The following is a 13,689-nucleotide window of genomic DNA, read 5'->3' as shown; positions in this document are numbered from 1 at the left end:
TCATGGCCACTGCCGACAGCAACACCGCAACTGAACAACCCAAGGACAACAACCCACGCAAACGCAAAGTGATGCTGATCGGCCTGGCGCTGATCGTCATCCTTGGCGTCGTGGGCGTGTGGGGCTGGTATGAGCTCTACGGCCGCTTCAACGAAAGCACCGACGACGCCTATGTGAACGGCAACGTGGTGGAAATCACCCCGCTGGTCACCGGTACCGTGGTGAGCATCGGCGCCGACGATGGCGATTTGGTCCATGAAGGCCAAGTGCTGATCAACTTCGACCCGAACGACGCGGCCGTCGGCCTGCAAAGTGCCCAGGCCAACCTGGCCCGCACGGTGCGTCAGGTGCGTGGTTTATACAGCAACGTCGACGGCATGAAGGCCCAAGTCAATGCGCAGAAAGCCGACGTGCAAACGGCCCAGGACAATTACAACCGTCGTAAAACCCTGGCCCAGGGCGGGGCGATTTCCCGGGAAGAACTGTCCCACGCCCGTGACAGCCTGACGGCGGCGAAAAACGCCCTGACCAACCTTGAGCAGCAACTCAAGACCAGCAATGCGCTGGTGGATGACACCGTGATCTCGTCCCACCCGGACGTGCAGGCCGCCGCCGCGCAACTGCGCCAGGAGTACCTGACCAATGCACGCAGCACCCTGATTGCCCCGGTCACCGGCTACGTGGCCAAGCGCACCGTGCAACTGGGCCAGCGCGTACAGCCCGGCACGGCGTTGATGGCGGTGATTCCACTCAACCAGCTGTGGATCGATGCCAACTTCAAGGAAACCCAGCTGCGCGATATGCGTATTGGCCAGCCGGTGGACATCGAGTCGGACATTTACGGCAGTGACGTGAAGTACAGCGGTACTGTGGACAGCCTTGGCGCCGGTACCGGCAGCGCATTTGCCCTGCTGCCGGCGCAGAACGCCACCGGTAACTGGATCAAGATCGTGCAACGGGTGCCGGTGCGCATCCACATCAACGCCGACGAGTTGGCCAAACACCCGCTTCGGGTGGGCTTGAGCACCGTGGTCAATGTGGACCTGCACGACCAGAGCGGCCCGGTACTGGCGCAACAGGCGCCGCAAAAGGCGTCGTTCACCACCAATGTGTATGACGGCCAATTGGCCGAGGCGGATGCCATGATCAAGCAGTTGATTCATGACAACAGCACCGCCGCACCCAAGGCTGCGCAACGCTGATGAGCAATAACGCCTCCTTCACGCCACCCAGCCTGTTGATGGCCACTATTGGCCTGTCGCTGGCGACCTTTATGCAGGTGCTCGACACCACCATCGCCAACGTCGCGTTGCCGACTATTTCCGGCAACCTCGGCGTGAGTTCGGAGCAGGGCACCTGGGTCATCACCTCGTTCGCCGTGAGCAACGCCATTGCCCTGCCACTTACCGGTTGGCTGAGCCGCCGTTTTGGCGAGGTGAAGCTGTTTCTGTGGGCGACCATTCTGTTTGTGCTGGCCTCGTTCCTGTGCGGTATTTCCACCTCGATGCCCGAGCTGATCGGTTTTCGGGTGCTGCAAGGTTTGGTCGCGGGGCCGCTGTACCCCATGACCCAGACCTTGCTGATCGCCGTGTACCCGCCGGCCAGGCGCGGCATGGCCCTGGCGTTATTGGCGATGGTCACGGTGGTGGCGCCGATTGCCGGTCCCATCCTCGGCGGCTGGATCACCGACAGCTACAGCTGGCCGTGGATCTTCTTTATCAACGTGCCCATCGGCATCTTTGCGGTGCTGGTGGTGCGTTCGCAGTTGAAGAAGCGCCCGGTCGAGACCAGTTACCAGCCGATGGACTACGTTGGGTTACTGAGCCTGATTGTCGGTGTCGGCGCCTTGCAGATCATTCTCGACAAGGGCAATGACCTGGACTGGTTCGAATCCAACTTCATCATCATTGGCGCGGCGATTTCGGTGATTGCGCTGGCGGTGTTCGTCATCTGGGAAATGACCGACAAACACCCGGTGGTGAATCTGCGACTGTTTGCCTACCGTAACTTCCGTATCGGCACCATTGTGCTGATTCTGGGCTACTCGGGCTTCTTCGGTATCAACCTGATCCTGCCGCAATGGCTGCAGACCCAGATGGGTTACACCGCTACCTGGGCTGGCCTGGCGGTGGCGCCGATTGGCATTCTGCCGGTGCTGATGTCGCCGTTTGTCGGCAAATACGCGCACAAGTTCGACCTGCGCCTGCTGGCAGGCCTGGCGTTCCTGGCGATTGGCTTGAGCTGCTTTATGCGTGCTGGCTTCACCAATGAAGTGGACTTCACGCACATCGCCCTGGTGCAGCTGTTCATGGGCATCGGCGTGGCGCTGTTCTTCATGCCGACCTTGAGCATCCTGATGTCCGACCTGCCGCCCAGCCAGATCGCCGACGGTGCGGGCCTGGCGACGTTCCTGCGTACCCTGGGCGGCAGCTTTGCGGCCTCGCTGACCACCTGGATCTGGATTCGCCGGGCGGACCAGCACCATGCGTACATGAGCGAAAACATGACCACCTACGACCCGGCGACCCGCGACGCGTTGCAGGCGCTGGGTGGGGCAGGGCACAAGGCGTATGCGCAACTGGATCAAATCCTCACCAGCCAGGCGTACATGATGTCCACCGTGGATTACTTCACGTTGTTGGGGTGGATGTTCATGGGGTTGATGTTGTTGGTGTGGTTGGCGAAGCCGCCGTTTGGTGCGAAGGCTGGGCCGGAGGCCTCCGGCCACTGAGGATGTACTCGATCCATGTGGGAGCTGGCTTGCCTGAGATAGCATCACCTCGGTGCTCTTGTTACACCGAGGTGCCTGCATCGCGGGCAAGCCCGGCTCCCACAGGCAGCGCCAACTGCGGGTTCACAAAATCAAACGCCGCCAACTGAAACCCTTGCTCATCCACCTGCAGCGCCCAGCCTTGCTTATCCCAATCCCCCAGCACAATACGCTTGGCCGCCTGCTCACCAATCTGCAACTTGTGAATGGCGGGACGGTGCGTATGGCCGTGCACCAGGGTGCGCACGCCAAATTTTTGCATCACCCGTGGTACTTCTTCGGGGGTCACATCAACAATGTCGTTGGCCTTCATGCGCGTCTGCGCACGGCTTTCACTGCGCAGCTTGCGCGCCAGCTTGTGCCGGGTGCGCAATGGCAGGTGGCGCAGGATAAACAGCAAAATCGGGTTACGCAGGATGCGCCGCAGCTTCATATAGCCAACGTCGCGGGTGCAGAGGCTATCGCCATGCATCAACAGCACAGGCTCGCCATGGAGCTGCACGACACTCGGGTCCTTGAGCAGGGTGGCGCCGGCTGCTGTGCAGAACGCCTTGCCAATCAGGAAATCGCGGTTGCCATGCATGATAAAAATCGGGGTGCCGCTGTCGCTCAGTTCGCGTAGAGCCGCGCAAATCGAACGCTGGAACGGTGTCATACCGTCGTCGCCAATCCAGGCTTCAAAGAAGTCCCCCAGAATGTACAACGCCTGGGCGCCACGGGCGCGGCCATGGAGCAGATCCAGAAACGCCCGGGTGATGTCCGGGCGCGTATCGATCAGATGCAAATCTGAAATCAGCAATATCACCCAACGATCTCGGCTTTCTCGACGATAACGTCTTCTACCGGAACGTCCTGGTGGCCGGCTTTACCGGTGGTTTGCACGCCTTTGATCTTGTCAACGACGTCCTGGCCTTCGGTCACTTTACCGAATACCGCGTAACCCCAGCCCTGCACGTTCTTGCCGCTGTGGTTGAGGAAGGCGTTGTCTGCCACGTTGATGAAGAACTGCGCGGAGGCCGAATGCGGCTCCATGGTACGGGCCATGGCGACGGTGTACTTGTCGTTGGAAAGGCCGTTGTCCGCTTCGTTCTGGATGCTTGGGCGCTTGTCTTTCTTTTCTTTCATGCCAGGTTCGAAACCGCCGCCCTGGACCATGAAGTTGCCGATGACGCGGTGGAAAACAGTGTTTTCGTAGTGGCCGGCGTTAACGTATTCGATGAAGTTGGCGACGGTGATCGGCGCTTTTTCGGCGTTCAGCTCGATGACGATGTCACCGTGGTTGGTGGTCAGTTTGACTTGAGTCATGTTCACTACTCTTTTCAGGGAATTCGTGGGTTTGGGTGCCTGGGCACCACGACCGGTATGGCGAAGTTGCGGCCAAGACGCGCAGTTTAGCGTGCCTTGCAGGAATTTCGAGGTGGTTTTTTACCGCCTATGCAATAAATGCAGCCGTTTTCAGTGCTTCTCTGTCAGGTGCTTGACAGCATCGGCTATGATATCGCCTTTGTTTTGTCGGCCTAGCCCGGCCACGTACTTGTCTGTTCAAGGATCCTATGAGCAAGCCCACTGTCGACCCTACCTCGAATGCCAAGGCCGGACCTGCCGTCCCGGTCAATTTCCTGCGCCCGATCATCCAGGCGGACCTGGATTCGGGCAAGCACACGCAGATTGTCACCCGCTTCCCGCCAGAGCCCAACGGCTACCTGCACATCGGTCACGCCAAGTCGATCTGTGTGAACTTCGGCCTGGCCCAGGAATTCGGCGGCGTCACGCACCTGCGTTTCGACGATACCAACCCGGCCAAGGAAGACCAGGAATACATCGACGCCATCGAAAGCGACATCAAGTGGCTGGGCTTCGAGTGGTCCGGTGAAGTGCGCTATGCGTCCAAGTATTTCGACCAGTTGTTTGACTGGGCGGTCGAGCTGATCAAGGCCGGCAAGGCCTATGTCGACGACCTGACCCCGGAGCAAGCCAAGGAATACCGTGGCACCCTGACCGAACCGGGCAAGAACAGCCCGTTCCGCGACCGTTCGGTGGAAGAGAACCTGGACCTGTTCGCCCGCATGCGCGCGGGTGAGTTCCCGGACGGCGCCCGCGTACTGCGTGCCAAGATCGACATGGCCTCGCCGAACATGAACCTGCGCGACCCGATCATGTACCGCATCCGCCACGCCCATCACCATCAGACCGGTGACAAGTGGTGCATCTACCCCAACTACGACTTTACCCACGGTCAGTCCGACGCCATTGAAGGCATCACCCACTCCATCTGCACCCTGGAGTTCGAAAGCCATCGCCCGTTGTATGAGTGGTTCCTCGACAGCCTGCCGGTACCGGCGCACCCGCGTCAGTACGAATTCAGCCGCCTGAACCTGAACTACACCATCACCAGCAAGCGCAAGCTCAAGCAACTGGTCGATGAAAAGCACGTGCATGGCTGGGATGACCCGCGCATGTCGACGCTGTCGGGCTTCCGCCGTCGTGGCTACACGCCTGCGTCGATCCGCAACTTTTGCGACATGGTCGGCACCAACCGTTCCGACGGCGTGGTTGACTTCGGCATGCTCGAATTCAGCATCCGCCAGGACCTCGACGCGAACGCCCCGCGCGCCATGTGCGTGCTGCGTCCGTTGAAAATTGTGATCACCAACTACCCGGAAGACAAAGTCGAGCACCTCGAACTGCCGCGTCATCCGCAAAAAGAAGAACTCGGCGTGCGCAAGCTGCCGTTCGCCCGTGAAATCTACATCGACCGCGATGACTTCATGGAAGAACCGCCAAAAGGCTACAAACGCCTGGAGCCAAACGGCGAAGTGCGCCTGCGCGGCAGCTACGTGATCCGTGCCGATGAAGCGATCAAGGACACCGATGGCAACATCGTCGAACTGCGTTGCTCGTACGACCCGGAAACCCTCGGCAAGAACCCTGAAGGCCGCAAGGTCAAGGGCGTGGTCCACTGGGTGCCGGCGGCTGCCAGCATCGAGTGCGAAGTGCGCCTGTACGATCGTCTGTTCCGCTCGCCGAACCCTGAAAAGGCCGAAGACAGCGCGAGTTTCCTCGACAACATCAACCCTGACTCCCTGCAAGTACTCACGGGCTGTCGTGCCGAGCCCTCGTTGGCCGACGCACAGCCGGAAGACCGTTTCCAGTTCGAGCGCGAAGGTTACTTCTGCGCGGATATCAAGGACTCGAAACCCGGTCAGCCGGTATTCAACCGTACCGTGACCTTGCGTGATTCGTGGGGCCAGTGAAGCCTTTGGCGGCTTTGCGTAGAAAGAAGGATTTGTCGTGCTAACGATCTACAACACACTCAGCAAGACCAAAGAAGTCTTCAAACCGCTGGATGGCAACAAGGTGCGCATGTACGTGTGCGGCATGACCGTATACGACTACTGCCACATCGGCCACGGCCGCAGCATGGTTGCCTTCGACCTGGTGACCCGCTGGTTGCGTTTCAGCGGCTATGACTTGACGTACGTGCGCAACATCACCGACATCGACGATAAGATCATCAACCGCGCCAATGAAAACGGCGAGTCGTTCGACGCGCTGACCGAGCGCATGATCGCCGCCATGCACGAGGATGAGGCGCGCCTCAACATCCTCAAACCGGACATGGAGCCGCGCGCCACGGACCACATCCCTGGCATGCATGCGATGATCCAGACCCTGATCGACAAGGGTTACGCCTACGCCCCAGGCAATGGCGACGTGTACTACCGCGTCGCCAAGTTCATGGGCTACGGCAAGCTGTCGCGCAAGAAAATCGAAGACCTGCGCATCGGCGCACGCATCGAAGTCGATGAAGCCAAGCAAGATCCGCTCGACTTCGTGCTGTGGAAAGCTACCAAGCCGGGCGAGCCAAGCTGGGAATCGCCATGGGGTGCGGGCCGTCCGGGCTGGCACATCGAATGCTCGGTGATGTCCACCTGCTGCCTGGGTGAGACCTTCGACATTCATGGCGGCGGCAGCGACCTTGAGTTCCCGCACCACGAAAACGAAATCGCCCAAAGCGAAGCTGCTACTGGCAAAACCTACGCCAACGCCTGGATGCACTGCGGCATGATCCGCATCAATGGCGAGAAGATGTCCAAGTCCTTGAACAACTTCTTCACCATTCGCGACGTGCTGGAAAAATACCCTCCGGAAGTCGTGCGTTACCTGCTGGTGTCGAGCCATTACCGCAGCGCCATCAACTACTCGGAAGACAACCTCAAGGACGCCAAAGGCGCCCTGGAGCGCTTCTACCATGCGTTGAAAGGCATGCCATCCGTGGCGCCTGCCGGCGGCGAAGCGTTCGTGGCACGGTTTACCGAGGTCATGAACGACGACTTCGGCACACCGGAAGCCTGCGCGGTACTGTTCGAGATGGTGCGCGAGATCAACCGCCTGCGCGAGAGTGATCTCGATGCGGCGGCGGGCCTTGCCGCTCGTTTGAAAGAACTGGCGAGCGTGCTGGGTGTGTTGCAGATGGAAGCCGATGACTTCCTGCAAGCTGGCGCCGAAGGGCGTGTGGATGCGGCTGAAGTTGATGCGCTGATTCAGGCGCGCTTGGCTGCTCGGGCTAATAAAGACTGGGCGGAGTCCGACCGGATTCGTGACCAACTGACCGCGATGGGTGTGGTGTTGGAAGACGGCAAGGGCGGAACGACGTGGCGCTTGGCTGATCAGGCTTGATCGGTAAACGCTGAATGAAAAACGCCCCGACTGGTTCGGGGCTTTTTTTGGACACCGTTTTAGCGGCTCACTCGATCCAGTGTGGGAGCGGGCTTACTCGCGAATGCGGTTTATCAGTCACTACTATCATCAACTGACAGACTGCATTCGCGAGCAAGCCCGCTCCCACATGTTTGACCGTGCACGCTTAAAAGCTTAGCGGCGGCTGCTGACCTCGGCGGGGACGTCATCACCGGCCATGCGCTTGCGAAACAACGCGGTGCGGGCCAGCAACAACGTGGTCACCGGCATCGTGATTGCCAACAGAATCGGTATCAACCACCCGTGCAACACCGGCCCGGACTTGAGCACCGAAAAGTAGATGATCGACGCCAGCGCCACGCACCATGCGCCCAAGGTCGAGGCCAATGCCGGCGGGTGCATGCGCTGAAAAAAGTCCTTCATCCGCAGCAAGCCAATCGCGCCAATCAACGCAAACACACTGCTCAATACCAGCAGCACCGCCACGATCACTTCCACCCATAACGGCATCATTCAATCACCTCCCCACGCAGCAGGAATTTCGCCAGGGCAAACGAGCCCACGAAGCCAAACAGCGCAATCAGCAGCGCCGCTTCAAAGTAAGTGTCACTCGCATACCGAATGCCCAGCACCAGCATCATCAGCATCGCCAGGATGTACAAATAGTCCAGCGCCAGGACCCGGTCCTGGGCCGACGGGCCTTTGAACAGGCGTAACAGCGTCAGCACCATTGCCAGGGAAAACAGGAACAGGCTGAACAGGATCGCATTGGAGAGCAGGTCGCTCATTCGAAGATCTCCATCAGGGGCCGTTCGTAGGCGTGTTTGAAGTGCTGGATAAAGTGCGCTTCGTCATTCAGGTCGAACACGTGGATCAGCAAAATACTGCGGTCCAGCGCCAGTTCCGACCAGACGGTACCGGGCGTGACGCTGGTGATCATCGACAAGACGGCCAGGCCATTGGCGTCGCGCAGGTCCAGGGGGATCTTGATAAAGCGCGAGCGCGGCGGGCGCGAGCCGCACACCAGCACGCCCCAGGCCACTTGCAGGTTGGAGGCGATGACGTCACGGCCCACCACGAAGAACAGGCGAATGATCAAGCCGGGGCGGCGGATGCGGATCGGCAGCGGGCGCAGCGGCGCCATCAGCAGCGGTGCGAGAAAGCCCAGCAGCGCGCCCAGCAACAGGTTGCCGGGGCTCACCGACAGGTTCAGCACCAGCCACAACACCCACAACGCCAGGGACAACCACGGGGCGGGGAACAGGCGCTTCATGGTTGCACCTCCACGGCTGCGGCCTTGGCTTCAGGGCTTGGAGTCGGGCGCGTCGCCATCACCGCCATCACATAGTGTTCCGGGTTGTTCAGGCTTTCGGCGGTCGCCTGGGTGTAGCGCATCAGCGGTTCGGCCTTGAAGGTGAGCAGGATGCTCAAGCCGAGCAGGAAGAAGATCGGCAGGCACTCGTAGCGACGCAGCAGCGGCGAAGGGCGCTCTTCCGGGGTCCAGAAACGCTGGATGCCGAGGCGGGCGAAGGCGATCAGCGAGGCCAGGCCCGAGAGGATCAACAGCGCCACCAAGCCCCAGGCAGCTGGACGAATCGGCGCATCCACCGCGTTGCCCAAGCCCAGCGGATTGACCAGCGCACTCAACAAACTGAGTTTGCCAATAAACCCGGACAGCGGCGGCATACCGATAATCAACAGCGCACAGGCGACAAAGCTCAAGCCGAGGAACGCCATGGTCCACGGAATCACCTGGCCAACCACAGCCTTCTGTTCGTCATCAAGGTTGACGCCGGGCCGTGGATGCAGGGATTCCATGGCCTTGGGCAACGCATCGATTTCCTCATCCAGCGGCAGATCGTTGGCCGAACGTGACCGCTCGATCAATTCAGCCAGCAAGAACAACGCGCTCAACGCCAGTGTGGAGCTGACCAGGTAGAACAGCGCCCCAGCGGTCAGGCTCGGCTGGGCGAAGCCCACCGCCGACAGCAGAATCCCGGCTGACACTAGAATGCTCAGGCTGGCCATGCGTTCCAGGCGCTGCGCCGCCAACATGGCCAACGCCGCGCAGATAATCGTTGCCATGCCGCCATACACCAGCCAGTCGCCGCCAAACAGCGCCGACGCACCGGCCTGGCCGGAGAACAGCAGGGTCCACAGGCGCAGCACGGTGTACACGCCGACCTTGGTCATGATCGCAAACATCGCCGCCACCGGCGCACTGGCCGAGGAATAGGCTGGGGCCAGCCAGAAGTTCAGCGGCCACATGCCGGCCTTGGCCAGGAACGCGGTGGCGAGGATCGCCGCACCGGCATGCAGCAGGCCGCGATCGGCTTCCGGCACCAGCGGGATTTTCAGCGCCAGGTCAGCAAAATTCAGGGTGCCGGTCACGCCATAGATCATCGCCGCGCCAATCAGGAACAGTGACGACGCCAGCAGGTTGATCGCGACGTAATGCAGCCCCGACGACACCCGCGCACGGCCGGAACCGTGCAGCATCAAGCCATAGGACGCCGCCAGCAGCACCTCGAAAAACACGAACAGATTGAACAGGTCCGCGGTGAGAAACGCGCCATACAAGCCCATCATCTGGATCTGGAACAGCGCATGGAAACTGGTGCCTGCACGATCCCAGCGGGCCATCGCGAACAGCAGCGCGCTCACGCCGATGATCCCGGTGAGCACCAGCATCAGCGCTGACAACGGGTCCACCACCAGCACGATGCCAAACGGCGCTTGCCAGTTGCCCGGCAGGTACACCCCGATCGAGCCGGGGCCGCCTTTTTGCGTCCAATACAGCAGCACAATGGCCACGCCCAGGCCAAGCATGCTCGAGACCAAGTTGATCTGCGCCTTCAGCGGGCGACGTTTTTCGCCCAGCATCAGCATCAGCGCGGCGGTGAGCAATGGCAGCAGGATCGGTGCAACGATCAGTTGGTTGACCCAATTCATTCCTTGGGCTCCCGGCCATCAACATGGTCAGTACCGGTCAGGCCACGCGAGGCCAGCAACACCACCAGAAACAGCGCGGTCATGGCGAAGCTGATCACGATCGCTGTGAGCACCAGCGCCTGGGGCAGCGGGTCAGTGTAGTTGAGCAGGTCCTGCGGCACGCCGTCCTTGATGATCGGCTCCTTGCCGATAAACAGGCTGCCCATGCTGAAGATGAACAGGTTGACCCCATACGACAGCAGGCACAGGCCCATCACCACCTGGAACGTCCGTGGCCGCAGGATCAGCCAGACGCCGGAGGCGGCCAGGACTCCAATGGCAATTGCGATGACTTCTTCCATCAGGCGGCTCCTTCTGTTGCAGCAACGACTTTGGCCTGGTTGCTCGGTTTATGCGCTCGCACCGACTGGTGACCGAGGGCAGTGAGCATCAGCAGCGTCGAACCGACGACCATGGCGTACACGCCGACGTCGAAGAACAGCGCGCTGGCGATGTGGATATCGCCCAGCAGCGGCAAGTTGAAATGCCAGGTATGGGTGGTCAGGAACGGGTACCCGGCAAAGAGTGCGCCGAGCCCGGTGAGGGTCGCCGAGAACAGCCCGAAGCCCATCCAGCGCATCGGCCGCAGGCTCATCTGTGCCTCGACCCACTGGGTGCCGGCCACCATGTATTGCAGGATAAACGCCACCGACATCACCAGGCCTGCGACAAACCCGCCGCCCGGTTGATTGTGGCCGCGCATAAACAGGTAGAACGACACCACCAGCGCAATCGGCAGCAGCAGGCGCACCAGCACCGCGGGCACCATCATAAAGCCCAGGGCGGTATCGCTGGCCTGGCGCGGGTTGACCAGGTCGGTGGCCACGTCCGGCGCCAGTTGGCGCTGTTGTGCGGGCAGTTGCATGCTTTCTTTCGACGGGCGGAAGCGGCGCAACAGGGCGTACACCGTCAGCGCCACGGCGCCGAGTACGGTGATTTCGCCGAGGGTGTCGAAGCCGCGGAAATCCACTAGCATCACGTTCACCACATTGCTGCCGCCGCCTTCGGGCAGTGCGCGGCTGAGGTAGAACGAGGAGATATCGTTGGGCGTCTGGCGGGTCAGCATCGCGTAGGACAGCAGCGCCATGCCGCCACCCACCACGGTCGACAACAGGAAGTCGCGCAGACGACGGATGCGTGCCTTGCGCAGCGAGCTGGGCAGTGGCGACACTTCTTCGATCCGCCGCGGCAACCAGCGCAGCCCCAGCAGGATCAGCACCGTGGTGACCACTTCGACCACCAGTTGGGTCAACGCCAGGTCCGGCGCCGAGAACCACACAAAGGTGACGCAGGTCATCAGGCCGCACACGCTGACCATGGTCAGGGCCGCCAGCCTGTGATACTTGGCTTGCCAGGCGGCACCGAGGGCGCAGGCGATCGCCAGTAGCCAGAGGGTAACAAACACGATGGAGCCCGGGATTCTCGGCCGGTCGCCCCAACTGAGGCCACTGTTGATCATTGGGATCATGCCGCCGATGACCGCCACCAGCACCAGGAGAAACAGCTGGGTTTGCAGGCGCTTGGTGCTGATGCGTTTTTCGATCTTGCGCACGCCGCGCATCATCACCACCAGGCAGCGCTCGAACATGCGCTTGCCGTTGAAGTAGCTGATCACCGGCGGGTACTTGAAGCGGCCACGCTTGAGTTGCTTGCGCAGCAGCAGGTACAGCACCACGCCGCCGGACATGGCTACCAGGCTCATGATCATCGGCGCATTCCAGCCGTGCCAGATCGCCAGGCTGTATTCGGGCAACTCACCGCCGACAACCGGCAGCGCGGCGGCTGCGAGGATCGAACCGACCACCTGGGCCGGGAAAATCCCCACCAACAGGCAAGTGAATACCAGCAACTCAACCGGCGCGCGCATCCAGCGCGGCGGTTCGTGGGGCGTGTGGGGTAGGTCAGTTGCGGGCGGGCCGAAGAACACATCGACCGTGAAGCGCAGCGCATAGGCCACGCTGAAGGTGCCGGCGATAGTCGCGATCATCGGCAGGGCGATTTCCACCCAGGCGGTCGATGACACGAATACGGTTTCGGCGAAGAACATTTCTTTGGACAGGAAACCATTGAGCAACGGCACGCCGGCCATGGATGCACTGGCGACCATTGCCAGGGTCGCGGTAAACGGGATCAGCCGCACCAGGCCGCTGAGCCTGCGGATATCCCGCGTGCCGCTTTCGTGGTCGATGATGCCCGCCGCCATGAACAGCGACGCCTTGAAGGTCGCGTGATTGAGAATATGGAACACCGCGGCAACGGCGGCCAGCGGGCTGTTAAGGCCCAGCAATAAGGTGATCAGCCCGAGGTGGCTGATGGTGGAGTAGGCCAGCAGGCCCTTGAGGTCATTCTGGAACATGGCGCAGTAAGCGCCGATGAGGAGGGTGAGGGCGCCGGCACCGCCGACGATATAGAACCATTCTTCGCTGCCGGACAGCGACGGCCACAAGCGGGCCAGCAGGAACACGCCGGCTTTCACCATTGTCGCCGAATGCAGATACGCCGACACCGGCGTTGGGGCTGCCATCGCGTGGGGTAGCCAGAAGTGGAACGGGAACTGCGCGCTTTTGCTCAGGGCACCGATCAACACCAAGACCAGCATGGCCGGGTACAGCGAATGCGCGCGAATCTGATCGCCCGCCGCCAATACCAGGTCCAGGTCATAGCTGCCGACAATATGCCCCAGCAATATCACGCCCGCCAGCAGGCACAAGCCGCCGGCACCGGTGACCATCAGCGCCATATAAGCGCCGCGCCTGGCATCGGCGCGGTGGTGCCAATAGCCGATCAGCAGGAACGAGAACAGGCTGGTCAGTTCCCAGAAAAACACGATTTGGATCAGGTTGCCGGAAATCACCAGCCCGAGCATGGCGCCCATGAATGCCAGGAAAAACGCGAAAAAGCGCGGCACCGGATCGTCCGGCGACATGTAGTAACGCGCATACAGCGAAACCAGCGAACCGATGCCGAGCACCAGCATTGAGAACAGCCAGGCAAACCCATCCATGCGCAGCACGAAGTTAAGCCCAAGGCTGGGTAACCACATGAATTCCTCGCGGATCACGCCACCGTGGGCGATCTGGGGGTAGAGCAGGGCGACTTGAAGGGTGCCAACCAGCGCCACAAGGCCTGCCAGCAGGGATTCGGTGTTACGTGCATTGTGCGGCAGCAAGGCCGCCAGACAGCTGCCAATAAAAGGCAGAAGCAGTAGAACTATCAGGGACATAGGC

The 13,689-nt window shown here is 61.0% G+C and carries 12 protein-coding genes; 4 read left to right on the top strand and 8 right to left on the bottom strand.

Going from position 1 to position 13,689, the window contains the following annotated elements; all coding sequences use genetic code 11:
• The first annotated feature begins 2 nt into the window (after positions 1–2).
• Both AACY30_RS01340 and AACY30_RS01335 read left to right on the top strand, forming a co-directional pair.
• On the top strand, positions 3–1,202 hold the full coding sequence (locus AACY30_RS01340) for an HlyD family secretion protein (RefSeq protein ID WP_339539465.1): 1,200 nt from the start codon (positions 3–5) through the stop codon (positions 1,200–1,202).
• Positions 1,202–2,731 (top strand): DHA2 family efflux MFS transporter permease subunit, encoded by a 1,530-nt coding sequence (locus AACY30_RS01335; RefSeq protein WP_339467480.1) that lies wholly within the window; start codon positions 1,202–1,204, stop codon positions 2,729–2,731. The genes AACY30_RS01340 and AACY30_RS01335 overlap by 1 nt, the downstream gene beginning before the upstream one ends.
• A 61-nt stretch (positions 2,732–2,792) precedes the next feature.
• Here the strand turns inward: AACY30_RS01335 and lpxH are convergent, their stop codons facing one another.
• Both lpxH and AACY30_RS01325 read right to left on the bottom strand, forming a co-directional pair.
• Positions 2,793–3,575: a UDP-2,3-diacylglucosamine diphosphatase gene (gene lpxH / locus AACY30_RS01330; RefSeq protein WP_339467479.1), complete on the bottom strand. Its 783-nt coding sequence runs from the start codon at positions 3,573–3,575 to the stop codon at positions 2,793–2,795.
• A complete protein-coding gene (locus tag AACY30_RS01325) occupies positions 3,572–4,075 on the bottom strand; it encodes a peptidylprolyl isomerase (RefSeq protein WP_016977438.1) in 504 nt (167 codons plus the stop codon). Before AACY30_RS01325 ends, lpxH begins: the two co-directional genes overlap by 4 nt.
• 248 nt (positions 4,076–4,323) lie before the next feature.
• On the opposite strand from AACY30_RS01325, the gene AACY30_RS01320 reads away from it, so the two are divergent.
• Positions 4,324–6,024, top strand: coding sequence for a glutamine--tRNA ligase/YqeY domain fusion protein (locus AACY30_RS01320; RefSeq protein ID WP_339467477.1), 1,701 nt, complete (start codon positions 4,324–4,326; stop codon positions 6,022–6,024).
• A 37-nt stretch (positions 6,025–6,061) separates the two neighbouring features.
• Positions 6,062–7,450 (top strand): cysteine--tRNA ligase, encoded by a 1,389-nt coding sequence (gene cysS / locus AACY30_RS01315; RefSeq protein ID WP_339539464.1) that lies wholly within the window; start codon positions 6,062–6,064, stop codon positions 7,448–7,450.
• 195 nt (positions 7,451–7,645) lie between these two features.
• On the opposite strand, the gene AACY30_RS01310 is transcribed toward cysS, so the two are convergent.
• From AACY30_RS01310 to AACY30_RS01285, 6 genes are read right to left on the bottom strand one after another with little or no spacing between them, the layout of a single operon-like run.
• A complete protein-coding gene (locus AACY30_RS01310; protein WP_339539463.1) occupies positions 7,646–7,984 on the bottom strand; it encodes a Na+/H+ antiporter subunit G in 339 nt (112 codons plus the stop codon).
• A complete protein-coding gene (locus tag AACY30_RS01305; RefSeq protein WP_053256896.1) occupies positions 7,981–8,259 on the bottom strand; it encodes a K+/H+ antiporter subunit F in 279 nt (92 codons plus the stop codon). Before AACY30_RS01305 ends, AACY30_RS01310 begins: the two co-directional genes overlap by 4 nt.
• Positions 8,256–8,744 carry a Na+/H+ antiporter subunit E gene (locus AACY30_RS01300; protein WP_339539462.1) on the bottom strand — a complete coding sequence of 163 codons (489 nt, stop codon included), beginning with the start codon at positions 8,742–8,744 and terminating at the stop codon, positions 8,256–8,258. The genes AACY30_RS01305 and AACY30_RS01300 overlap by 4 nt, the downstream gene beginning before the upstream one ends.
• Complete coding sequence (locus tag AACY30_RS01295; RefSeq protein WP_339427845.1) at positions 8,741–10,423, bottom strand: monovalent cation/H+ antiporter subunit D; 1,683 nt, start codon at positions 10,421–10,423, stop codon at positions 8,741–8,743. Before AACY30_RS01295 ends, AACY30_RS01300 begins: the two co-directional genes overlap by 4 nt.
• Positions 10,420–10,764, bottom strand: coding sequence for a Na+/H+ antiporter subunit C (locus AACY30_RS01290; protein WP_003192163.1), 345 nt, complete (start codon positions 10,762–10,764; stop codon positions 10,420–10,422). Before AACY30_RS01290 ends, AACY30_RS01295 begins: the two co-directional genes overlap by 4 nt.
• On the bottom strand, positions 10,764–13,685 hold the full coding sequence (locus AACY30_RS01285) for a monovalent cation/H+ antiporter subunit A (protein WP_339467463.1): 2,922 nt from the start codon (positions 13,683–13,685) through the stop codon (positions 10,764–10,766). Before AACY30_RS01285 ends, AACY30_RS01290 begins: the two co-directional genes overlap by 1 nt.
• Between the last annotated feature and the right edge of the window lie 4 nt (positions 13,686–13,689).

Source organism: Pseudomonas sp. RA_5y_Pfl1_P24, from assembly GCF_963970945.1.
GTDB lineage: Bacteria > Pseudomonadota > Gammaproteobacteria > Pseudomonadales > Pseudomonadaceae > Aquipseudomonas > Aquipseudomonas tritici.
The sequence above is the reverse complement of the archived record's forward strand: the minus strand, read 5'-3'. Positions and strand labels throughout refer to the sequence as shown.

What these genes read in the sequence shown, in the direction of transcription:
- AACY30_RS01305 (WP_053256896.1), bottom strand. Translation starts at nt 8,259, where the DNA reads ATGAGCGACCTGCTCTCCAATGCGATCCTGTTCAGCCTGTTCCTGTTT.
- AACY30_RS01300 (WP_339539462.1), bottom strand. Translation starts at nt 8,744, where the DNA reads ATGAAGCGCCTGTTCCCCGCCCCGTGGTTGTCCCTGGCGTTGTGGGTG.
- AACY30_RS01290 (WP_003192163.1), bottom strand. Translation starts at nt 10,764, where the DNA reads ATGGAAGAAGTCATCGCAATTGCCATTGGAGTCCTGGCCGCCTCCGGC.
- AACY30_RS01335 (WP_339467480.1), top strand. Translation starts at nt 1,202, where the DNA reads ATGAGCAATAACGCCTCCTTCACGCCACCCAGCCTGTTGATGGCCACT.
- AACY30_RS01325 (WP_016977438.1), bottom strand. Translation starts at nt 4,075, where the DNA reads ATGACTCAAGTCAAACTGACCACCAACCACGGTGACATCGTCATCGAG.
- AACY30_RS01320 (WP_339467477.1), top strand. Translation starts at nt 4,324, where the DNA reads ATGAGCAAGCCCACTGTCGACCCTACCTCGAATGCCAAGGCCGGACCT.
- AACY30_RS01340 (WP_339539465.1), top strand. Translation starts at nt 3, where the DNA reads ATGGCCACTGCCGACAGCAACACCGCAACTGAACAACCCAAGGACAAC.
- AACY30_RS01295 (WP_339427845.1), bottom strand. Translation starts at nt 10,423, where the DNA reads ATGAATTGGGTCAACCAACTGATCGTTGCACCGATCCTGCTGCCATTG.
- AACY30_RS01310 (WP_339539463.1), bottom strand. Translation starts at nt 7,984, where the DNA reads ATGATGCCGTTATGGGTGGAAGTGATCGTGGCGGTGCTGCTGGTATTG.
- AACY30_RS01285 (WP_339467463.1), bottom strand. Translation starts at nt 13,685, where the DNA reads ATGTCCCTGATAGTTCTACTGCTTCTGCCTTTTATTGGCAGCTGTCTG.